At 62.9% G+C, this 22,052-nt stretch carries 12 protein-coding genes; 6 read left to right on the top strand and 6 right to left on the bottom strand.

From position 1 onward, the window contains the following. Positions 1–141 precede the first annotated feature (141 nt). The 4 genes from J1C48_RS06070 (at position 142) to J1C48_RS06085 (ending at position 5,464) form a co-directional block, all read left to right on the top strand. Positions 142–816 carry a response regulator transcription factor gene (locus J1C48_RS06070; protein WP_207256880.1) on the top strand — a complete coding sequence of 225 codons (675 nt, stop codon included), beginning with the start codon at positions 142–144 and terminating at the stop codon, positions 814–816. Then, complete coding sequence (locus J1C48_RS06075) at positions 813–2,252, top strand: sensor histidine kinase (protein ID WP_207256881.1); 1,440 nt, start codon at positions 813–815, stop codon at positions 2,250–2,252. Before J1C48_RS06070 ends, J1C48_RS06075 begins: the two co-directional genes overlap by 4 nt. After that, complete coding sequence (locus J1C48_RS06080) at positions 2,252–3,307, top strand: ABC transporter substrate-binding protein (RefSeq protein WP_207256882.1); 1,056 nt, start codon at positions 2,252–2,254, stop codon at positions 3,305–3,307. The genes J1C48_RS06075 and J1C48_RS06080 overlap by 1 nt, the downstream gene beginning before the upstream one ends. A 408-nt stretch (positions 3,308–3,715) precedes the next feature. Then, on the top strand, positions 3,716–5,464 hold the full coding sequence (locus tag J1C48_RS06085; protein ID WP_207256883.1) for a sulfotransferase family protein: 1,749 nt from the start codon (positions 3,716–3,718) through the stop codon (positions 5,462–5,464). Positions 5,465–5,716: 252 nt separating this feature from the next. On the opposite strand, the gene bcsN is transcribed toward J1C48_RS06085, so the two are convergent. From bcsN to J1C48_RS06115, 6 genes are all read right to left on the bottom strand, one after another. After that, positions 5,717–6,667 carry a cellulose biosynthesis protein BcsN gene (gene bcsN / locus J1C48_RS06090; protein WP_207256884.1) on the bottom strand — a complete coding sequence of 317 codons (951 nt, stop codon included), beginning with the start codon at positions 6,665–6,667 and terminating at the stop codon, positions 5,717–5,719. A gap of 30 nt (positions 6,668–6,697) precedes the next feature. Continuing rightward, positions 6,698–8,644 carry a hypothetical protein gene (locus tag J1C48_RS06095; protein ID WP_207256885.1) on the bottom strand — a complete coding sequence of 649 codons (1,947 nt, stop codon included), beginning with the start codon at positions 8,642–8,644 and terminating at the stop codon, positions 6,698–6,700. Beyond that, positions 8,632–9,717: a glycosyl hydrolase family 8 gene (locus tag J1C48_RS06100; protein ID WP_207256886.1), complete on the bottom strand. Its 1,086-nt coding sequence runs from the start codon at positions 9,715–9,717 to the stop codon at positions 8,632–8,634. The genes J1C48_RS06095 and J1C48_RS06100 overlap by 13 nt, the downstream gene beginning before the upstream one ends. Continuing rightward, positions 9,714–12,263 (bottom strand): cellulose biosynthesis cyclic di-GMP-binding regulatory protein BcsB, encoded by a 2,550-nt coding sequence (locus tag J1C48_RS06105; RefSeq protein ID WP_207256887.1) that lies wholly within the window; start codon positions 12,261–12,263, stop codon positions 9,714–9,716. Before J1C48_RS06105 ends, J1C48_RS06100 begins: the two co-directional genes overlap by 4 nt. Positions 12,264–12,279: 16 nt before the next feature. After that, the gene (bcsA, locus tag J1C48_RS06110; protein WP_207256888.1) at positions 12,280–14,520 is read right to left on the bottom strand and encodes a UDP-forming cellulose synthase catalytic subunit; all 2,241 of its coding nucleotides are present in this window, start codon (positions 14,518–14,520) and stop codon (positions 12,280–12,282) included. A gap of 566 nt (positions 14,521–15,086) precedes the next feature. Continuing rightward, positions 15,087–18,956 carry a CHASE domain-containing protein gene (locus J1C48_RS06115; protein ID WP_207256889.1) on the bottom strand — a complete coding sequence of 1,290 codons (3,870 nt, stop codon included), beginning with the start codon at positions 18,954–18,956 and terminating at the stop codon, positions 15,087–15,089. 333 nt (positions 18,957–19,289) lie between these two features. On the opposite strand from J1C48_RS06115, the gene J1C48_RS06120 reads away from it, so the two are divergent. Together J1C48_RS06120 and J1C48_RS06125 are read left to right on the top strand one after the other, a co-directional pair. Beyond that, positions 19,290–21,335 carry an ATP-binding protein gene (locus tag J1C48_RS06120; RefSeq protein WP_207256890.1) on the top strand — a complete coding sequence of 682 codons (2,046 nt, stop codon included), beginning with the start codon at positions 19,290–19,292 and terminating at the stop codon, positions 21,333–21,335. 196 nt (positions 21,336–21,531) lie between these two features. Beyond that, positions 21,532–21,912, top strand: coding sequence for a response regulator (locus tag J1C48_RS06125; RefSeq protein WP_207256891.1), 381 nt, complete (start codon positions 21,532–21,534; stop codon positions 21,910–21,912). Positions 21,913–22,052: the final 140 nt, after the last annotated feature.

A 22,052-nucleotide genomic window follows, 5' to 3' on the forward strand; every position in this document is an offset into this window, starting at 1 on the left:
TGGGCTTTAGAGGGTTTTGCTGACCGCCGCTTGACGCGAAACTGACGGGACGCTGACACTGCCGATGTGGCGCTTTGTATTGCAACGCGGCACATTTGGTCGCTTCTCAAACCCTCGGCGGACCGCTAAGCCTGATCAATCATGCGAATTTTGCTTGTCGAAGACAGCGGTGACCTCTCCGAAGCCATTCTCGAACGGTTTCGCGGTGAGGGCCATGCGATCGACCTCGAGACCGATGGGGCCGAGGCGGAGGCGTTGTTACGGCACGCGAGCTTCGACGTCGTCATCCTCGACATCAACCTGCCTTCGATGAACGGCTATGAGGTGCTGCGGGCGATGCGGGCGCGGGGCGACCGCACGCCGGTGCTGGTGCTGACGGCGCGCTCTGAAATCGACGACCGGATCGTTGGTCTCGATGTCGGGGCTGACGACTACATGATCAAGCCGTTCGATTTTCGTGAGCTTTCGGCACGCTGCCGGGCGCTGGTTCGCAGGCGTACGGGCGAGGCCAGCAACGTCTTCGTCCACGGCGCTTTCGAGTTCGATCGCGGGGCGCGGCGAGCCTTGCTCGGCGGCGTCGATCTGGAACTGCGCCAGCGCGAGCTGCAAGTGTTGGAGCTGTTTCTCGGCCAGCTCGGCCGTGTCCTCACCAAGGACGAGGTCGTCGATCGGATCTACACGTTCGACGAGGCGCCAAGCCTCAACGCCATCGAGCAGACGATGACGCGGTTGCGCAAGAAGCTCGAGGGTTCGCCTGTGCAGATCCGGACGATTCGCGGGCTCGGCTATATCGCCAGCATCAACGATGCGTCATGACGGCGACGGATCACGCGCCGCAAATTCGGCCATACTCCCTGCGCCGGCGGCTGATGATCGCCTCGATGGCGGTGTTTGCGAGCCTGATCGCAATTTTGTCGGTGGGCCTGTGGACCTATGCCGGCAGCGCCGCAGACCAGACCTATGACCTGTTGTTGCGCGGCGCGGCGATCGCGATCCTCGAACGCGTCACGGTGACGCCCGAAGGAATCGATATCGACCTGCCGCCATCGGCCCTCGAAATCCTAACGCTCGATCAGGACGACCGGGTTTTTTACCGGATCGTCGACGAGCACGGCACGACGCTGACCGGGACGCCGGATCTGCCAACGGACGGCCTTTTCACCCGGCCGCTGCCGCGACAGGAGCCGGTGTTCTTCGACAGCGTCTACAGCGGCGAGAGGGTTCGCTTCGTTGTCAATGGTCGCACACTCCTGAGCGCCGACAAGCCACAATGGATCGGTGTGCAGATCGGCCAGACCCGCATCGCCCGCAACGCCATGCAATGGGATCTGATCCTCAAAGGTCTGATTCCACTGGGCGCTCTGGCGCTCACGGGCGTGCTCTTGGCGCGCGCCGGCATCGGCTTGGCCATGCGCCCGCTCTCCGGCATCGAGCGCGACATTCGCAGCCGCCAGCCCAATGATCTGCAGCCGCTCAGCACCGCGCCGCCGCGCGAAATCGAGAGTCTGATCACCGCCATCAACGGTTTCATGCGGCGGCTCGACATTTCGCGCGGTCAGGCCGAATCCTTCATTGCCGACGTCGCCCATCAGATGCGCACGTCGCTGGCGACGCTCTATGGCCATCTCGAACGCGCGGACAACAGTGGCAAGGATGGCGCGCTTGCGGTCGTCAAAGCGCGCGATCAGGCCCAGCGCACCGTCCGGTTGACCAACCAGCTCCTCAGCCACGCGATGGTGATCCATCGCGCCGACAAGCAGATGTTCCAGCCGGTCGATCTGGCGGCGTTGGTCTGCCGGCTTTTGGAGGAGATTATCCGCGACGACAAAGCCGGCGCCATCGAATTTGCCGTGGAGCTGCCGCAGGAGGGCGGCGTGCCGACGGTCGACGGCGATCCGATCGCGCTGCGCGAGGCGCTGCGCAATCTGGTCGATAATGCTGTGCGCCACGGCCCTTTGGACAATCAGATCACCTTGCGGGTCGAAGCCACCGATCTGAGGAGCCACCCTGCTTATGCGATCAGCGTCGAGGATGCCGGGCCGGGCATTTGCGACGCCGACAAGCCGCGGGTGACCGAGCGGTTCTATTCGAGCGGTCCGGGCGGCGGTTCGGGGGTGGGGCTGGCGATCGTCGCGGCGGTCGCCGAGAGCCACAAGGGCGCGTTTCGCCTATCCGATCGGATGCCTTGCGGCTTGTGCGTCACGATCACGTTGCCACGACGCCAGGCTGAGATTGTAGGAGGCGGGGCGTGATGCGCGCAGGCTGGATCCTCACGGCGCTCGGCGTCCTCGTGGCGACAGCGTTCGTCCTGCTGCATGAGGGGTGGCCGCGTTCGACAGGGACGCGGCCCGTCAAGCTCGAACTGTGGAGTGCCACCGACACCTCCGCCATGGCGGCCATCGTGGCCGGCTTCGAAGCCTCGCATCCCGGCGTTACGGTCCACTACACCGAGTTCAATACCTCCGAGTTGCAGAAGGCGGTTTTCGCCGCAAAGACCAAGCCTGATCTCATCATTTCTCCGGCCATGGATCTGCAGGTGCAACTCGTCAATCGGGGCTTGGCGAGCCCGGTGGCGGACGTTCCGCAAACGCCGGACTGGTCGCGCTGGCGCGGGGAACTCTTCGGCTTCACCAAGGAACCGGTGGCGCTGGTTTATAATCGCGCGGCCTTCGCCCACCGCCGGCTGCCCGAGACGCGCTCGGACCTCGCCGGCATGATCCGCGACGATCCGGCGTTTTTCGACGGACGGGTCGGCACTTATGACGTTGCCCTGTCCGGCGTCGGCTACATGTTCGCGACCCAGGACGCGCAACGTGGTTTCCAAGCGTCCCGCCTGGTCGAATCCCTCGGCCGGGCCAAGGTAAAGACCTATTGCTGCACGCTCGACATGGTGCGCGACGTTGCCGACAGCAGGCTGGTGCTCGCCTACAACGTCATCGGCTCCTATGCCCTCAAAAAGGTCGAGGCCGATCCGCGTCTCGGCATCTTGCTGCTCAGCGATTACGCGCTGGTCTTTACGCGGTCGGTTTTGGTGACGAAAGCGTCCGCCGCCAAGACCGCGGCCGGGTCGTTCGTGCGCTTTCTCCTGTCGCCGGCAGGACAGAGGCTGATCGACGAGCGCTCCGCCCTGTTGCCGCTGGTGCGAAACGCACACGCCACACCGTGGGCCTTCGAATCGCGCTTCGACGCCAATACCGCACTCCTTCCCATCCGCCTGCGGCCGAGTCTGTTAACCTGGCTCGACGCCCGAAAGCAGGAAAAATTCCTGCGCGATTGGCAAGCCTCGATCTCCGGACGCGCACAATGACCGCCACGAAAGTCGCCCGGTTCAGAGCACGCTCAAAAGCGGAAACGGTGCAAAATCTGTTCAAACCATAATGTCATGATGATCTGCAGGCTTGAGGCGGCCCTTCGCGAAGTCGGCCCAGCCACCACAATTTGGTCCGCTTCCGTTGAGAAGTCGGTTATCCAATGGCGACGTCGTTTGTGCCTCGTTGAGACGGCGCGTCCTGCTGAAATCTCGACGGACTGAAAATTCTTCGCGCAATCCCCCCAAAAATGCCGAGAGGCCAAAGAGGAAGCTCTAGGAAACGCGAGCACGCTGTAGCAAAAAGAGGCGGACGAAAGCGCCGTTCGACGTGTTTCGCCGCTCGGACGAAGGGCAATGCCGGGAGAGATCATGCCGGACACAAAGTTAGCCGTAAAGCGGAGCAGAATGAGCACCACGACCGACACGCGCCCCGACATTCACCGAATCTGCGTTCTCATTCTTGGCATGCACCGCTCCGGCACCTCGGCGTTGTCAGGTGTGCTGCACCATTTAGGATGTGATCTCGCGGCCCATCGTCTCGACGCCAATTCGTCGAATGGGGCCGGCTTTTTCGATTCTTCCGTCATCCGGCAATTCAATGAGGAAATCCTCGCGTCGGCGGGGTCATCATGGGACGAATTCCAAGCCTTCAGTCCGGAATGGCGGGCGTCGGCCCACGGACAGGATTTCCTCGATCGCGCGGTGGACCTCTTGGGCCGCGAATTTGGCCAGTCCAGGCTGTTCGTGATCAAGGACCCCCGCATCTGCCGCTTCGCGCCCTTCTGGATTGACGCCCTTGGTCGTATCGGCTGCGAGATCAGGCCGATCTTGATGATCCGCAGTCCTTTGGATGTCGGACATTCCATGCGGCAGCGCCATCAGTTCTCGGAAGCGCTCTCGCAGATGATCTGGCTGCGTCATGGTCTCGACGCTGAGGCGGCCACGCGCGGTTTCGCTCCCAAGCGCCTGACGACGAATTTCGATCAGCTCATGCAGGGATGGGAGATCGTTGCCGAACGGGCGCGCCGGCAGCTGGATATCATTTGGCCGCGTTCGATCGAAGCGGTCGAATTCGATGTCGCGCATTTCCTCTCCACCGACCATCGGCATCACCCTGCCGGAGATGCACAGGTTCTTGGCAATCCGCTTTTGACCGAGTGGGTGCGTGAATTTTATCATGTTCTCAGCCGTTGGGCCGAGGCTGGTGAAGACCCGGACGACTATCCGGTTCTCGATCGCATCAAAGCCGAATTCGATATTGCGTCTCGGGCATTCTCGCGTTTGTCGCGTGCAGAGCGGGATCAGACCGTCACAATCCGCGCGAAAGTCGAAAGCCTGACGAAGGAGCGCGACAGTCTCACGGCCGCGGCAGAGGACAAGACGCGGGCCGCGGAAGACGGGCGCCGTGCTGTCACGGAAAAATTGCTGAAGGAACGCGCCGAGTTTGAAACGCTGCGGGTGGATTTTGCCGAGCAGGTCCAGGCCAAGACCCACGACAATCAGCTCGCCGCTCATCGCATCGTCGCGCTGGAAGCGCAGGTCAAGGAGACCTTAAAGCGAGAGAGTGCCTTGGCCCGGCAGCTGCAGGAGCAGGAGGCTCGCAGCGAGCGGCAATTTGCGGTTCTCGAAGCGCGTCTTCAAGACAACGACAAGCTCCTGGCGCAGCAGAAGCTCGAGGCATCGTCCGAGCGCGAAGGCCTTCAAAGGCTTCTCATCGAGAACGCGGCTCGCTCGGAACGAGACCGGATGACGCTTGAGCGCGCCTTGGATCAAGCGACCCGGAAGGCGGATGCGCAAAGGATCGAGATCGCAAAATTGACCAGTCAGGCGAAGAAGCCTGCGGTGATTCAGCCTGATGTGAAACCGGACATTCTTCAGAAAAAAGCGGACGAGCTCGCTGATCTTAAGAGGCGTCTTGCAAAAGCCGAGCAATTGAAGCGCCAGCGTGATGTCGAGGCGGACGCCTTGGCCAAAAAGCTTGAATTGCGGACGGATGAAATCCGTACTTTGAAAAGCCTTGCCAAGAAAGTGCATCGGGAGCGTGATGAGGCAGTTCATCAGCTATTTCTGATCAAGAATGGTTTGACCTGGAAGATGATCGCGCCAACCCGCCGATTCGTGCTTGGATGTCGAAAGATATTGCGCGGGCGGTAAGGCGTTCCTGTTTAGAGCGCCCTGCGTCCGATCGGACGCAGAAAAAAGGTCGCTCTCACCCTTTGAATCGACGCATCGTGCTTTGCCGAAAATCGATTCCGATTTTCTCGCCGATGCTGTGGGCGCGTGGAGCGTTCGAAATGACGCAAGCGCTCTTCACCAGATTGCGGCGCCCAATGTGGAGCGCCCCATCTTGGCGGAGATGGAGGAGTGTGATCGCGCCTCGAGCGCGCGCCCTCGCTTTTGGACGGATTAATTGCCCGCAGACGGCAGTGCCGGCATCGGGATGCGGGGTGTGGCGCTGTTTATCGAGCTTTCCGCGCTTACGCGGCCGTTGAGGCTTTCCTCGGGACTGGGGACGATCGTGGCGGTGCGACGGGCTTTGGCCGTCTGGATCGGTTTGGGCTGCGGTGGGGCGCCAGTCGGCGGTGTGACCGGCTGCGGTGAGGCTGGTGTCGTCGCGACGCCGAGGCGGGCGTTGGCGATTGCCAGCGCGTCGGCACCGGAGGCGAAGCGGCCGCCTGCGGCATCGTCGGGCGAGCCGTCGCGTCGATCGGCGAAGGGCAGATCAAGGCTGCGCAGAACCGCGACGAGCCGGGCCGTCGGCTGCTCGTCGCAGAGGCGAATCCGCAAGCTCAAAGGCCGGATTCTCGGATCGAACGCGCGCGGCGTTTCCGCAAGGGTGCGGGTGTCGAGCCATTGCCAGGCATAGACGCAATTGGTGTTGCCCGAGCGCGCCACCGCATAGCCGAAGGGGCCATAGGCGTTGCGTGTCTCGGCATCGACGATCTGAAACGCGCGGCCATCGGCAAAGCCACCGATTTCGGCTTGAATGGTTTCCAGAGACGGGGGTCGCAAGAGGGCGGTGTCGGCGCCCTCGGGTCCGGCGACCGACACGTCGATGACGTTTTCGCCGCGATGGTCGCCCGACCCCGACAGGACGATGCGCTGGGTGACCGCCTGCGGCCGGCGTCGTTCGGTGACGGCGATCACGCGGCCGGCGGCGGTCGGCAGCCGTGCCCAGGCGTCTTCGGTCGCGACCGCGCGTTGCGTGGTCTCGAGCCCACCTTGGGCCGGACCAGCATAGCCAAAGATCGCGTTTTTTTGGGGCTCGAGCCCTTCATACCAAGTCGTTTGGCTGCAGGCCGCCAGGAAAGCCGCCAGCAGTACCGACAGTCCGCCTTTCAAACCGGTCGTCCTCATTACCCGTCTCGTCCTCTCGGTTTAGATTCGTCAGGAAGGGTTGCGGGCATTGCGAACGATCGCTAGCGCCCGGCGGGTCTCGCTCGTCGACAGCGATCGATCGGCGTCGGTGAAGACCCGTTCGGCCGCCGAGGGGCGACCCAGATGCCAGAGCGACCAGCCGCGGATCATCGTCAGGCGGCGGCTTTCCGGCGAAAAGCGTGCCCGCCGCGTCAGGATCGCCAGTGCCTCGACATAGCGTTTGTTGTCGAAGGCGGCGATCGCCTGGTCGGCGAGGAGCGCGACGCCGATCTCGTTGCGCCGTGCGCCGGTCATCAGCGGCGCGTTCGCCGCCGCGCCGGCGGCCTGCAGGTCGCCGGCCGCCAACAGCGCCAGGGAGCGGCCATATTCGGCATCGCGCCGAACGGAAATCGGTCCGGCGCTCGCCTGGTTGAAGGCCGTCAGCGCTTCGTTCGGTCGTTCGAGCTTCAACAGGCACCAGCCGAGAATCAGCGACTGATCGGTGCTGAGTGGCCGGCGGTTTTGCGCAAGATCGACGCATCGGCGATACTGTGCGCTCTGAAACGCGACGATGATCGGATCGCTGACCGGCTTGGCGTTGGCCGGCCGCTGCCGGTTGGGCGCAAGGTCGATCAGGCCGAGGTCGGCATAGGTCGGGCGCCATTTTTCGACGCGTTGGCGGGCTAAGCTGCGATCGCCGCGCCGCATCGCCGCCAGCACCAAGCCGCGGGCCGCGCCTTGGCTCGGCTTGGCCGTCATCGACATGTCGAACCAGCGCTCGGCAACATCGCTTTCGCCAAAGTCATACGCGTACCAGCCGAGCGTTTCTGCGCCGAGCGCCGAATGCAGCTTGCCGGCGACGGCGGCGTAGGCCGCGATCTCTGCATCGGGAAGGCGCGGACGGGGGGTGCCTTGGAACCGGTCGGCGCCGAGATCCAGAAACAACGCGCCAAGGGCCGGTGAGCGATCCCGGATCGGCTCGACCCGCGCGAAAGCCTCCTTGCGGCGATCGAGCGCGATCAGCGACAGAACAGTGCCTTCATCGATCTTCGTCACGAGCGCTGGCGCATCGCTCTGGCCTGACACCGCCTGTGCGGCGCGCTCGAAGCTCGCCAAGGCGTCGGCGTGATTGCCCTTTGCCCGCTGCAGCCAGCCGATGAGGGCAAGGTCGCCGGCATCGGCTTTCGCCTGGGCGCGAGCTGTAAAGCGGGCGAGGCGCTCGGCATCAACCGGCGCTGCGTTCTGATCGGCGAGCTGCCCGACGATCTGCTGGCGGGTGAGAGCGATCTCGGCGTCGTTCGTGGCGTTACCATCGAGGCCGGATTGGGCGACCAGCGGCTCAGCCTTCGACCCGAGCTGGGCGATCGCCTTTTGCAAGGTGGCGCGGCGATCGGCGGGAGCCGTGCAATCGCGAAGAAGGGTGCGATAGCTGGCGATCGCGCCGTCGGTGTCTTGGGTCTTGCGCCGCGCGGCGGCAATCTGCCAAGCGACTTCCAGGTCGGTGCAGCCGCCGAGATCGGGATGGGCGGCGGCGATTGACAGGACCTTCGCAGAGTTGCCGGAGGTCGCGGCCTTTATCAGATCGCGGCGGGCGAGCTTGTGGGCCAGCTTGCCGGCGAGATCGTCGGAAATTGTGAAGCCGGGATCGATCTGCTTGCGACGTGCGATCTCGGCCTGCAAGGCGTCGAGCTTGTCGGCGGCGAAGAATTTCCACAGATCGGCTTCCGGATTTTGCGCCACCGCGCCCATGTCCGGGGTTGGCACAAAGTCCGGATACAGCGTCTTCAGCCGGTTCATCTCGGCCTGATAGCGCTCGATCTGGTTGGTGGCGGCGTAGTAGCGCAGGGCGCTCTCGTCGACCTGCCGGCCGAGTTTGGCGGCGGCCGCACCAACGGCGGTGAGGGCGAGCGGCACAGCGAGGGCGGCGGTGAGGGCGAGGGACCGGGCGAAGGGTGTGATGACCGTCAGACGAGACATTCGGGATACCATTTTCGAACCGCGATCAGGGTGAGCAGGCGAAGGGTCGCTGGATAATAGGGCTCGTCCACAAAGTGCTTCAGCGCGGCGGGATAGGGCGTGCCGAAGGCGGCACAGGCGACGATGGCAGGGACGGCGCCGTAACCGGCCGATCCGAAACTTGGCGGCGCCGGCTTGCTGGTGAGGCTGATCGGCGCCGGTGTACCGGCCGGCGGCAGATCCGCCCAGAGCGCGGCGAAGGGCGCCAAGAGGACGCGCTGTCCGCGCCAGTCGGGCGCCGAAGCGGCGATGTAGAAGGGCACCCGCAGGGCGTTCCAGCCGAAGACCGGATCGAAGCCCTCGGCCAGACGCGGCTTGGGGACCGCGAGCGAGGCCCAATCCGGCGGCAGATCATGGGGGCCGAAGCGGAGCGTCTCGACAAGATCGAGCCCGCAATCGGCCAGCCGGCGCCAATCGTGGTCCGGCGCGACCTTGGCCAGCGCCTCGAAGGCGGGAAACACCCAATAGGACAGATTGATCACCGGGCCGTCCTTGCGGGCTGCGGCGGAAAACCCGTCGACGCCGGGCAGGATCAGCATGCGCCCGCCCGCCTCAATGACGGCGTGCTTCATGATGGCGTCGGCCAGGCGGACGGCCGCAGCGCGATAATCGCCCGCCGGCCATCGTGTCGCGGCCTCCGCCAGAGCCCAGGCGACGAGGATGTCGCCATCGGTCGCATTGTTGCGATCGGTGACATGCGGTGTCGTCTTCGGATCCCAGCGCCAGGACAGGAGCCCATCCTCTTTGCGGGCAAGTTCGCTGCGGGTCCAGCGCCACAGCTGATCGAAGCTTACGCGATCGTCGTGGAAGGCGGCGAGCAACATGCCGTAGCCCTGGCCCTCGCTGTGGCTGATGCCGCCGTTCAACGCATCGCGGACGCGGCCGGACCGCGTGACGAAGCTTGTTCGCCATTGCTGCCAGTGCGCCATCGTGTCGAGCGCCTTGGCATGGCTCGCAGCGCGTGCAGGGCCGCCGAGGTCCGACGGGCCCAGCGCTCCGGCCGCCAGGGCCATGATGAAGGCCCGCCGGTTCACCAAACGCTCTCCTCATCGTGCATCGCGCTGCTTTTCTCGTACCGGATCCACAGGGCGGTGAAGGTGCCGAAGGCCAGCGCAAGACCGAGAATGATCAGGGCGTGGACGGCCGGATGCATCGACAGCCAAGCGGCGGCGACGCGGCGCAGATTGCCGAGATCGGCCGGCCGGGTGGTGCGAAAATAGCTGGTTTTGGCCGCCACGCTTTCGATGCCGTCGGTCTTCAAGATTCCCGCGCGCCCATCGAGATTGGACCAGATGGCGGGGGTCGTCAGCCGCGCGGTTTCGGCCTCGAGGGAGGCGGCCGATCCGGCGGAGATCAGCGTCGTCGGCTCATCGTCGTCGCGCGGAACCGCCTGGGCGACGAGCAGGCTGGTGTCGCGATCGACTTTGATCGGGGTGTCGCGTCCGTTGAGTCCGATCCGTGATAGCGCTTGGGTGGCGTCGTTCAGCCAGGCGCTGAAGGCGCTCTTGCGGGCCTCGGAGGTGAATTTCTGTTGCCAGATGTCGAGTGAATTCACCGATTCCGCTGTCGCATCGGCGGCAATGGCGCCAATCGAATGGGTGACGAACGGATCGATATTGTCGGCGCTGTCCCGCGTTCCCTCGGCCGAAGCGATGCGCTGCAGGGCGTCAAGAACCGACGGGTCGACATTGGCGGCCCTGCTCAGCTCTGCTGGGACATGGCCGGCGAGGGCGAAGGCGATCGTCGCGGCGCCCTTGACCGGTTCGGCTAACGACGTGACCACCGGGCGCAGCGGCCGGCCGGCATCCCGCGCCAAGCGCAGGAAGAAGGTACCGGCCGCCGAGATCACCGCATCTTCCGGTGAGCCGAGCGCCAGGTGCACCGTACCGTTCGGGCCCGAAGACAGGCCGCCGGGCCCGAAGGTCGTGGCCAGATTGGGAAGCTGAGCCATCCGGGCGAGTTTGGGGATCGTCACCGTCGAGCTGTCGAGGAACAACAGCCGCGGCTTGCCGGAAATCTGGATCGATGGGTCGCAGGTCCGATCCGCCGCGTCGGTCACGGTCGCCTCGAGCTCCAGGTGGTTCGCTCCGGCATGGAAGGCCGTCAGCGGAATGGCGATCGGGCTGTTGCGCAGCGTGTCACCGGACTGTCGGCCGAGCGGCAGGCGCGCGACGGTGCGATCATTGACCCGCACGCGCAGCTCGCTGTCGGGGGACAGGGCTGCTCGGTAGCCAAGATCGAGGTTCAGCTTGACGGAATCGTAATCGGCAATCAGCGTGTCCGGCGGCAGGTTGAAGTGCACGCCTTCCCGGAACAGGCGCCCGGTGAAATCGCTGGAGGCCGCGCCGAGATCGTGAAAGCTTACGGTGCGGTTGTCGAGCATATGGGTGACGACCGCCTCCGGCATTGGCTGGCGGGCCAGATCGGCATCGGCGATACGGAGCGTCTCGATCAGCCGACTCATCGCCGCGCGATCGTTGGGGTCGACCGCCAAGGCCGGTGCGGCCCCGGCAATGGTCGCGAGATCGCCGTCGTTGGCTGCGGTGGCGCCCGGCCAGCCGAGTCGCGCGCGCTCGGCGGCGTTGCCGACATAGAGCGCTATTCCCGCGGTGGTGCGCTGAGGGGCCGCCTCCGTCGCCGCGGCGGGCGGATCGAAGGTTAAACGGGCATGCGAGGCGCCGCTCGCGCGGGCCAGTCGGGCCGACAGATCGTAGATCGCGGCCAGCGTCGCGGGATCGCGGCGCTCGCTATGCACCCGGATGATGAAGCTGCCGGAGGCATCGAGCGGCACGAGCGGCAGGGTTGCCAGCGTCGCCGGTGCTGCGGCGGCGAACTGGACGCCGGACACCGAATTGTCGATCCGCGTCCAGAGTTCGTAGGTGCTGAGCGGGCTGCAATCCACCCGGTGGCGGTGATGGGCTTTGAGCGTGAGAAGATTCCAGCCGGGATGCAAGACTGAGCGGCGAAGGGCGATGCGGCGGGGCCTTGGCTGCAGGCCGCCGGTGCTGAAACGGTCGACCAGCTTTCCATTGACCAACACCGCCATGTCGGAGGCTTCCGGCATCACCGAGACGTCGCTCTCCAGACCGAGCCAGAGCAGACCGCCTTGCTGGGCGTCTTCGCGAGACAGGAAGATCGGAAAATCGGCGTGGCTCTCCTCGCCGCGCAGGGTGAACCCGGTGATCGACGCGGGTAAGGGCCGGCGCGGCGCCGCAGACAAGGGCGCCGCAGACAACGGCGCCGCCGCCACGCGGTCCGTCGGCGTCGGTTGCGTTGCAGCGGATGCAGCCATGGCCGCAGCGTTCGGCGCCGCTGCGCTCGGGACGGGGTCGCTTTGAGCCGATCCCGGGTCGTCGCTCGGTATGGCCACGATGAGCGGCGCGGTTTGCCGATCCTCCTTGGCCAGCGCCGGGCTGGTGCCATAGGCCGAGCCGGTTCCGGCCGGACCCGCCAGCAGCCAGGGCGTCGAGGTGTCGGCGACGGCGGTTTGCGGCGCGGCGTGAGGCGCAACGGCGGACACGAACAGGGCCGCGCTTGCCAGCGCCGCCATTTGCGAACGGCGAGTCCAGTCAATTCTCATCGGGATCGTTCTCGGGTCAGGCGGCGGAGATCGCATCGCGTGGCGGCGAGTCGATCGAGGATGGCGCGTTGCCGGCGGTACCGGCGTCATTGGCCGCGGTGATGGGGGTCGCCGGTTCCGGACGCCGGGCGGCATGGCCGAGCGCCCGCACGCTGCTTTCAATGCTCCACCGGATGACGTTGAGGCTTCCGCCGACGACGCCGACCGATTTGCGGCGGCTTTCGCGGAAGCTTGAGAGGGCCGATGCGTCGGCATACATCAGGTCGGCGACGGTGCGCATCTGGGAGGGCGCAAGGGCCATGAATTCAAGCCCGAGGCAGATGCCTCTCGCATCGGGAATGCGGCGACGCACGACGACCGCCAGACCCGCTTGGCGCGAGCCGTCCAGCGTCAGGGTGCCGATGCTCGCCGCCTTGGGCAGTTTGGCTGTTTCGAGGCCGAGCGGGCGGATCCTGACGCCACTCGACGAGACGTCTTCGACGACGACGTCGATCGCGGTTTCACCGATGTTTAGCGCACCCTTGCGCGAGATCGACAGCCGCTGATTGCGCCGCCGCTCGGCGCGCTCGGTGACGACGCCGAGGGCCAGGCCGGCGACCACGAGGTTGAGAACGTTCCAGCCGCCGAGCGCCAGCAATAGGTCGCGGGAGGTCGGTTCGAGATACCAGCGCGCGGCGCACCATAGGGTGGCGACGAGCAGCACGCAGAAGAACATGAGATAGGGTCGGGCGAGGGTGGAGAGCCGATCCTGTTCGATCAGGGCGCCCTTGGCGGTGACCGCGAAGATCGGCGAGCGCGGATTGCGGATCACCGCGGCGATGGCGCGGATGAGATAGATCGACTGGACGTATTCGTAGAGTTCGGAAATCCACGGCCAACGGACGTCGCCATAGAGATAATTCTGCAGCATGACGTTGGCGAGCATGTAGGTGCACGTATAGGCCAGGAATTCCTGCAGGCTGGCCTGATAGATTCTGAGATCGAAAAAGATGAACAGCAGCGGCGCGACCATGAAGGTCAAGCGCATGAACGGGAACAGCCAGAACAGTCCGGAGGACAGGTAGCAAATCCGCTGCGCCATGGTGAGGCCGCGCACGAAGAGCGGATTCTTCAACAGCATGATCTGCAGCATGCCCTGGCACCAGCGCGAGCGCTGACCGATGAAGGAGCCGAAGGTTTCCGGCTGCAGTCCGGCGATCAGCGGCTGGTCGACATAGCGGCTTCGCCAGCCACGCCCGTGTAGGGTGAGCGCGGTCTCGCAATCCTCGGTGATCGACGTGCCGGAAAAGCCGCCAACGGTCTCCAGCGCCGTGCGGCGCAGAACCGCCGCCGAGCCGCAGAAATAGGCCGCGCCCCAGGAATCCAAGCCGCGCTGGACGACGCCGTAGAACATCTCGTTCTCCGACGGCATACGCTTGAACAGGCCGAGATTCTTCTCGATCGGATCCGGATTGAGGAAGAAATGCGGGGTCTGGACGAGGAAGAGTTTGGCGTCCTCGGCGAAATGGTGAACCGTTTTGCGCAGGAAGTCGCGGACCGGGGCGTGATCGGCGTCGAAGACGGCGATGAGGTCGCCGCTGGTGCGCGGCAGCGCGGCGTTGAGGTTGCCGGCCTTGGCCGAGACGTTTTTCTCGCGGGCAAGATAGACTGCGCCGAGTTCGTCGCACAGTTTCGTCAGCATCCGCTGGCGCAGGTTCGCCTCGTGGGCGACGACGGGATCGGCCGACAATCGCTTTTCATCGGTGCCGCCATCGTCGAGGAGATAGACGGTCAGCTTGTCGGCCGGATAGTCCATCGAGATGGCGGCCGCCAGGGTCACCGTCAGAAGCTCGGCCGATTCATTGTAGGTCGGCACGAAGACGTCGACCGTCGGCAGGGCGGCATCTGACGCGGGGCCCGCCATCGTTGCCCGCGCCGGGCGGCTTTTCGGCTTCAGCACCACGAACAGGCTGAGCAGCAGGATCACCATGGCGAACATCTCGACGGCGTAAAGCGCGACGCCGGGAATGAAATTTGCAAGATCCGAACTGTCGGGCAGAGTCGAGACGGTCCGCCAATAGGCGTATCGGCCGATGGCCGCGAGAGCGAGTGCCATCAACAGCAACCGGCGCTCGTTCGATCGCGGCCCGGACATCCAAAGCACCAGCATTCCCGCGACCAACGTCGCCGCGATCAGCACCTGGCTGTTGGTTCCCACCGGCTGCGCGACGGCGATGCCGAGCCCCAGGAGGCTGAGCAGCCAGGCGACTGGCACCATGGAGGAGATTATCTTACGCATGAAACGCATCACGGTCACTGGGGCAGATCGCCGGTTTGTCAATTTCTAGGATTAATTTTGACTCACCATTCGTGAATAAAACTCCAACGACGTTGCGGAAATATAATGTAAAATCCTTCCGTCAGCTGATTGTAATCATCGTTATCAATGACATTCCCTCCAGAGTGTAAAATCGAGAGTTGTTTTCACGTCATAGTGTCGATGGTGATTTCGAGCGCCTTGCGTCCGATCGGACGCAGAAAGGTCGCTCTCACCCCTTGAATCGACGCACCGTGCTTTGCCGAAAATCGTTTGCGATTTCCGGGCCAATGCTCGAGCGAAAAGTCGGGCGCCGCAGCCTGTCCGACGGTGCGCACGCGATGGTGCGGGTCTTTCCTTGCGCGCGGATTGCGATCAGCGCGCGGATTGCGATCAACCGGACCCGCCATTCCGCTCCCGGCCGTTGTTTTGCCGCATGATGGGATGCCGAAACGTCATGCAACGTTTCGGCATCATGCTCGAAGGTCGCGGGGCCGTGATGCCGCTTCGGTATCTGGAAAGGCGTGTCAGGCGGCCCGCAAGGCGGCGTTGGACGCTTCTATGATCGCGGCGACGATTTCCTTTTCGCTGGCGCGCGATTTGATGATCACGTCGATGAGAATCGTGGCATCGCTGTCGACCTCTTTGGTCGTCAAAGCCACGACGGGCCGTGCCGTCGCTGACTGCGAGATTTCGGCGAGAACGTCGTCGATGGAACCATCGGGCAGCAGGCCGTCGCTGACGTAAAAGTCGTAAGCTTCGCGCGCCACCGCTGCTCGGAACTCCTTGATCGTTGCAACGTGATCGAGAACCAGCCGTCCGTGAAGCATCGTCTGGACGATTTCGGCAAAGTCCGAATCCGCTTCGATATGCAGCCCTTTCGGCAGCTCCGCGCCGCTGGCGATCTGCCGCTCGGCCGGCGCGACAATGGTCTTTTCGTCGCGTGTTGCTGCGAGGGGCAGTGTGACGGTGAAGACGGCGCCGCCGGTCGCGGCGTTATAGAAGCCGATCTCGCCATCCATCCGCTCGACGATCATTTTGGAGATGTGAAGGCCGAGGCCGGTGCCGCCTTTGGCGCGGGTGGAGGAGGAATCGGCCTGGGAGAAACGCGAAAAGATCTTGTCCTTGAAGGTGTCCGGAATGCCGGGCCCCTGGTCGGCGACGCTGACATGGGTGCTCTCGCCGTTTTGGGTGATGGTGACGGTAATCACACCGCCTTTCGGCGAGAATTTCGCGGCGTTGGACAACAGGTTCACCAGCACCTGATGCAGCCGGTCGGCATCCACGTAGATCGGGGTGGCCGCGTCGGGTTTGATCGTCTCGACGGTGATTTGACCCTTGTCGAAGATCGCCTGGGTGGCCTCGATCGCGCTCTCGACTGCGAGGCCAAGGTCATAGTTTTCGAAATCGAAGGCCATGCCGCGAGACGCGATCTTCTCCATATCGAGAATGTCGTTGATGAGCGAGATCAGCCGTTCGCAGTTGTTGTGGGCGATGCGCAAGAGGTTGACGACCGTTTCCGGCAGCTTGTTGGCCTGGGTGCCGACCACCAGGCCGAGCGAACCGCGGATCGAGGTCAGGGGCGTTCGCAGTTCGTGACTGACCATCGACACGAATTCGGTTTTCAGCCGCTCCACTTCCTTGCGATGGGTGATGTCCTGGAACTGGAGGATGATGTAGTTGCCGACGTGGTCCTTGACGTCGTCCCGCACCAGGCTGGCGCCGACCAGACACCAGATGATCCGATCGTCGGAGGTGATCAGCCGATGTTCGGACATCACCCGCGATCCCGGACTGTTCCTCAGACGGTCGAACAGCGCCTGAATCTCGCCGCTGTCGTCTGGGTGGAAAATGTCCTCGATCGGGCTGGCCTTGATCTCCTCTTCCCTCAAGCCCATGAGCTCGCAAAGCGAGCCGTTGAGCTGCATCCAGTCGCCCTTCAGGTTCAGCAGGGCCATGCCCACCGGGGCGTTCTCGATGGCGGATTCGAAGCGTTTGCGGCTGGCTTGCAAAGCGGCTTCGGCGTCGCGCAGCTGGGTCACATCCATCTGAACGCCAATCAGCCGGGTCGCCTTGCCGCTGGCGTCGCGCTCGATCACGGTGGCATCGGACCGCAGCCAGATCCACTGATCGTCGGCCCGTTGAAGCCGATATTCCGCGATTGACCGATCGCGGCGACCATCAAGGCATTCGATGTCGGCGGCCTGAACATACGGCAGGTCGTCGGGATGAACGCGGGTGAGCCACTCCGTCTGCGGCTCGATCCGGGCATCGGGTGAAAAGCCCAGCATCGTCTTCCAGGTTTCGGAGACGAAGGATCGCCCCGTCACCAGATTAATGTCGAAGACGCCGAGATTGGCGCCCTGCAGGGCGTGGCTCCAGCGTTTCTCGCTGGTCTCGAGGGCGGATGAGATCCGCCACTCTTCGGTTACGTCGCGCAGGATCAGCGTCCAGCGCAGATCGCCGGCTTCCGCCCGCCATTGGCTGCGCTGCATGTCGAGCAGAATGACCGCCCCATCCTTCGTCGTCGCGCTGACGATGGCCGGGCAGGAGTCAGAGGTTTCGCCGCTTGTGGGGAAATGATCGTCGAAGCCGCGGCTTTGAGCGCTGTCGCCTTCCAAATCGAAGTTCAAGAAGGCGCTGACGGGCCAGCCGACCATGTCTTCGCTGCTGAAGCCGAGCATACCACGGGTTGCCCCGTTGGCCGCGACGATGGTCAAGCTGTCATCAAGAACGATAAAGCCAATCGCGGCATTGTCGACGATGGCGCGATTTTCGCTGGCGCGGGCCGCAAGTTCGCGGGTCTTCAGGTGCACCAGCTTTTGAACGTCGTCCTCACGTCGCGCTAGAGAATACAGCAGCACCGCCAACAGGATTGTCCCGATGGCGCCGCCGAGGAGGACCAGTTTGGGTTCACTGGTGCCCAAGGATTCTTCGAAGGGCGGCAAGCTTTCCCAGACCAGCGTCCAATGCCGATGCATGACGTCGATGCGCCGGGTCATGGTGAAGTGGGGGGCGTGATCGCTTCTCAAGTCGGGATTGCTGTCGAAGATCGCCGTCTCGGGATTTTCCGTGGCACCGTCATAGACTCGCAGGCGGAGCTTCGTGCCCTGGGAGCTGGTCAGCCCATCGAGAAAATGCAGGCCGACGAAGGGCGCATAGACCCATCCGCGGAAGGCGGCCCGGCGCTCTTCGACCGTTTCGAGCGACTTGCTGCGATCGTAGAACGGGCGGAGCAGCAGGAAGCCCGGGCTTTGGGTATGGTCCTGCACCAGGAGAATGCGGCCGGTAATCGTGGCCTGGCCGCTGTCGCGGGAGGCGACGGCGGCATCGAGGCGGTTCGCCTCGAAGGCGATATCGAGCCCCACGGCTTGAGCGTTGAGTTTCAGCGGCTCAATATATTCTATGATGAAGAGTTCGTCGCCCGTGGTTTCCGGGTGAACCCGAATGCCCGCGACGCCATTGACTTCGGCATTGGCAAGAAAGAACGGCAAATTGCTGCGCTTGACCGCGCGAATGACGCCGATCCCACTGATTCCTCTTAGATTTTTATCGATTTCGATTGTTTCGACGAAGCGGCGCCACTGGTCGAGCGTCACAGTGCTGGTGGTTTGGAGCAGGCCGACACCGGCATTGAGGCTCTGTTTGTAGGACTCGATGCGGTGCTTCAGCGCCTGGATATTGTCCTCTGCCAGGACGTGAAACGATTCGGCGTTGCGCTGGTAGGTGATCACGCTGGTGATCTTCCAGGCGTAGAAGGTCGCGATGATCGGCAGGGCGAGAACGATATAAGCCGCCAAGGTGAAGCGCGTGATCGGCGTCTGTTTCCAGAGTGGATCCCAAGGCCGCCAAGGGTTGAGCAGGGCGACTGGAACGACTGCGAGGATGCCGACCATGTCGCCGGTATACCAAATGGCCCAATTCTCGATGAGGCTGTCATGGGGCATGATGCCTGCCAAGACGAGCGCCGCAACGCCGATCGTCGCTGACAGCAAACATGGCAGTACCGCGCCGACGACGATCATGCCGACGATGTCGTGTAAGCCGCGCAGGGCGATCGGGATGCGGTAGGCTTTTTTGATAAGAGTGAACGCGGCGACCGATTGCAGGGTTGAGCCGACGGCGATGCAGATCGCGCTGACGAAGGTGGGCATCTCGAAGATCGTCCCAGTCGCCGCTGCGCCGGCGCTGAAATTGACCATAAACGAGCCGATGAAGATCGCTGGCCACTGGGCGGGCCCGGAGAACAGAAGACCTGCGACGGCGATGCCCGAGGCGGGCCAGACGATCGTGGCGTAACCTGGGGGAACGGCCAGCGCGAGTCCCAGCCAGCCGAAAATCACATAGAGCGCCGCCAGAGAAGCGACGACTTTGAGAGAGGTGTCTCGAACGGACATTTCCGGCTCGGCTTCATTCGGCGAAGTTGTGCGGCGTGGTGACGCCCGGCGCATCGAAGCAGAAAATTCTTACCCAATTGCTCTTTCAAGAAATCCACTTAGATCAATAATTTTCCGGGAATCGGCCGTGTATTTAAGCAAAAAATGGTTAATTGTACTCGATGAGACTGTGCGAACAAAAAAATAATAAGTCTGAATTATATTTCATAAGAAAGTTATAAATCACAATACATTTCGTATTAAGAATTTTGACTAATAGTCATTTTTAAGAGCGATTCCTCTGGGTACGGCATGATGGATCTGATTTGGCATCCTTTAATTGCGAATTTGGCGTTGATTTCGGTTGCAATCGTCGCCTGGGACATGGCTGAGGACTATCTCGAGCGGCATTCCAAGATAACGCGATCCTTGATCTTTGGCCTCGTGATGGGGGGATTGGCGATGATGTCGATGACCATCGTGCCGTCGGTCGTGCCGGGTATTCGCGTCGATCTTCGTAGCTCACTGATTTCGACAGCCGGTTTGTTCGGGGGGGTGCCGGCCGGGATCCTTGCCGGCACGATGGGGGGGCTCTTTCGGGTCTATCTGGGCGGGGCCGGGGCCTTTGCAGGGACCATCGCCATCGCTATCGCGACATTGTCCGGTGCATTGATGCGTTACTGGATCGGACGGCGTGAGCGCCGAATTGGCGACTTCCTAATCTTCGCGCTGATGGTTGTGGTCGGCAATACCGTCAGCTTCTTGGCGCTCCCATCGCCGCTCATCGCTCCGCTGCTAATCGAGGCTGCACCGCCGCTTGCAGTCACCGTGTTCATGGCATGTGTGGCGACGGGATGGCTTCTCGATCGTTCGGAAAAGCGTCGCAAGGCGACACTGGACAACAGGATTTTCCGCAAGATGGTCGAGCAACTGCCCGATTCTTTGAGCTTCAAGGACATTGACGGCCGTTTTGTCGCGGCCAACGCGGCGGCGGGAAAGCTGATCGGTGCGGCCTCGGAAGCCGACATCATCGGCCGCACCTATGCCGACTTCTTTCCCAAGGAAGTCGCGGACGGCTATTGGGAAATCGACCTTTCGGTGCTGAAGGCGGGCGAGCCCGTGCGATTGCTCCAGTCGGTTGCCGCCTCCGACGGCGGCAAGCAATGGCTGTTGACGGTGAAGGCGGCCGTGCGCGGGACACGCGGCGAAGTTCTCGGCATCATCACCTACATTCGCGACGTGACCGATGAAACTCGCATGGCGGAGACGAAGAGCGAGTTCATCTCGCTGGTGAGCCACGAATTGCGCACGCCGCTGACCTCAATCCGGGGCGCGCTCAGTCTTCTGGCCAATGGGATGGCCGGAAACTTCCCTGTTAAAATCCAAAATCTCATCAAGATTGCCCATAGCAACAGCGAGCGGCTGATCTTTCTCGTCAACGATATTCTCGACATGGAAAAGATCGAATCGGGCAAGATGGAATTTCACATCGCGCCGGTGACGCTACGGCCGGCGATCGACGAGGTCATCGAGGCCAACGCGTCCATTATGCCGAACAAGCAGATCAAGGTCGTGGTCGAAGACGACGCGCCGAATGCGGCGGCGATGATCGACGTCCAGCGCTTTCAGCAAATCTGCGTAAACCTCTTGTCGAACGCGGTGAAATTTTCACCCGACAAATCCACCGTGACGATCCGGATTTCCACGCATACCGGGGGTGTGCGGGTTGCGATCATCGACGAAGGGTTCGGCATTCCGCCGCAGTTCCGCAACCGCATCTTCCAAAAGTTTGAGCGCTCGAACAATGCCGACAATCGCTCGGTTGGCGGAACTGGTTTGGGGCTCAACATCGCCAAGTCGATCACCGAAAAAATGGGCGGGCAAATCGGCTTCAACTGTCACGAAGATCGCCCCGGCACGACTTTCTTCGTCGATCTGGTGCCGGCGGACAGTGCGAGGATGGCCAAAGCGGATGGTTCGCAGGAAAGCCACAAGCCGCGTATCCTGCATGTCGAAGACGACGACAGCGCCCGGGAAGGGGTGGCCGAAATCCTGAAAGTCAACTTCGACCTAACCTCCGTCTGCAGCTTGGAGGCGGCCCGTCGGCTTCTCTCCCGGACGGTCTACGACCTGGTCATGCTCGATGTCTTTCTGCCCGACGGGTCGGGCTTGGATCTGATCGAGCATGTGCCCTACCGCACGCCGATCATGACATTCTCGGACTGCCCGCTCGACGAAGAGACCTTCAACCGTCCAATCACCATCGGTCGCAAATCATCGATCCCCCTGCCGCATCTGAAAGAGTTTATTCACAAAGCGCTGGCGAATCAGGGGCCCGGCGACGAGTCATTCAAGGATATGCGGATGCAGGAGATGATGCGCTCTCGGCGTCTTGTCTAATATGTCGGTTTCAAGACCGCTCTTCACGATTGACATCGCGCTTTTGCACAGCTCGATGCTCCTAAGTAAAATATGAGAGCGCCATTTGCAGTCGGATCGATGCCATGGCGCTCTGGATCGCGATCGATCGTCGACTTGCGCGTGTGAGTGTCGCGGCAAGGCTGTCTACGACGCCAGAATGAGGAGAAAGGCGACGATGAAGGTGCTTTACGTGGACGATGAGGAGGACATTCGCGAGATCGCCAAAATGTCGCTTGAGCTCAATCCGGATTTCAGCGTCGAGATCTGTTCTTCGGGAAATGATGCCCTGCAATTTGCGCCCCAATGGCGACCTGACCTGATTTTGCTCGATGTCATGATGCCCGGCATCGACGGGCCGGAAACCTTGGTGCGGTTGAGCAAGATCCCGGAAACGGCCAAGACACCGATCATTTTCATCACCGCGCGCACCCAGCGCCAGGAGGTCGAGCAGTTCATGTCGATCGGCGCCATCGGGGTGATCGGCAAACCCTTCGAGCCGATGTCGCTTGCCGGCCAGGTCGAAGCGCTGCTGAAAAATGCCACGGCACGGGACTGACGGACCGGTCCGAAGATTGGCGGCGCGATTTCGCCAAGCGCGATGGTTGAGAATCATGGCGCGTGCTTCGATGGCACGCGTCGTCGAAGGCCGCTGTCTCAGTCGCTGAGACTGCCGCGAGCGGAAGGGACGCAAACCTT

It is taken from the genome of Jiella flava (assembly GCF_017349315.1).
In the GTDB taxonomy this organism is placed as follows: domain Bacteria; phylum Pseudomonadota; class Alphaproteobacteria; order Rhizobiales; family Rhizobiaceae; genus Jiella; species Jiella flava.

Bases quoted from the DNA above. Each gene is read 5' to 3' on its own strand.
- J1C48_RS06095 (WP_207256885.1), bottom strand. From the start codon at position 8,644: ATGTCTCGTCTGACGGTCATCACACCCTTCGCCCGGTCCCTCGCCCTC.
- J1C48_RS06075 (WP_207256881.1), top strand. From the start codon at position 813: ATGACGGCGACGGATCACGCGCCGCAAATTCGGCCATACTCCCTGCGC.
- bcsN (WP_207256884.1), bottom strand. From the start codon at position 6,667: ATGAGGACGACCGGTTTGAAAGGCGGACTGTCGGTACTGCTGGCGGCT.
- J1C48_RS06105 (WP_207256887.1), bottom strand. From the start codon at position 12,263: ATGAGAATTGACTGGACTCGCCGTTCGCAAATGGCGGCGCTGGCAAGC.
- J1C48_RS06125 (WP_207256891.1), top strand. From the start codon at position 21,532: ATGAAGGTGCTTTACGTGGACGATGAGGAGGACATTCGCGAGATCGCC.
- J1C48_RS06080 (WP_207256882.1), top strand. From the start codon at position 2,252: ATGCGCGCAGGCTGGATCCTCACGGCGCTCGGCGTCCTCGTGGCGACA.
- J1C48_RS06070 (WP_207256880.1), top strand. From the start codon at position 142: ATGCGAATTTTGCTTGTCGAAGACAGCGGTGACCTCTCCGAAGCCATT.
- J1C48_RS06115 (WP_207256889.1), bottom strand. From the start codon at position 18,956: ATGTCCGTTCGAGACACCTCTCTCAAAGTCGTCGCTTCTCTGGCGGCG.
- bcsA (WP_207256888.1), bottom strand. From the start codon at position 14,520: ATGGTGCCAGTCGCCTGGCTGCTCAGCCTCCTGGGGCTCGGCATCGCC.
- J1C48_RS06085 (WP_207256883.1), top strand. From the start codon at position 3,716: ATGAGCACCACGACCGACACGCGCCCCGACATTCACCGAATCTGCGTT.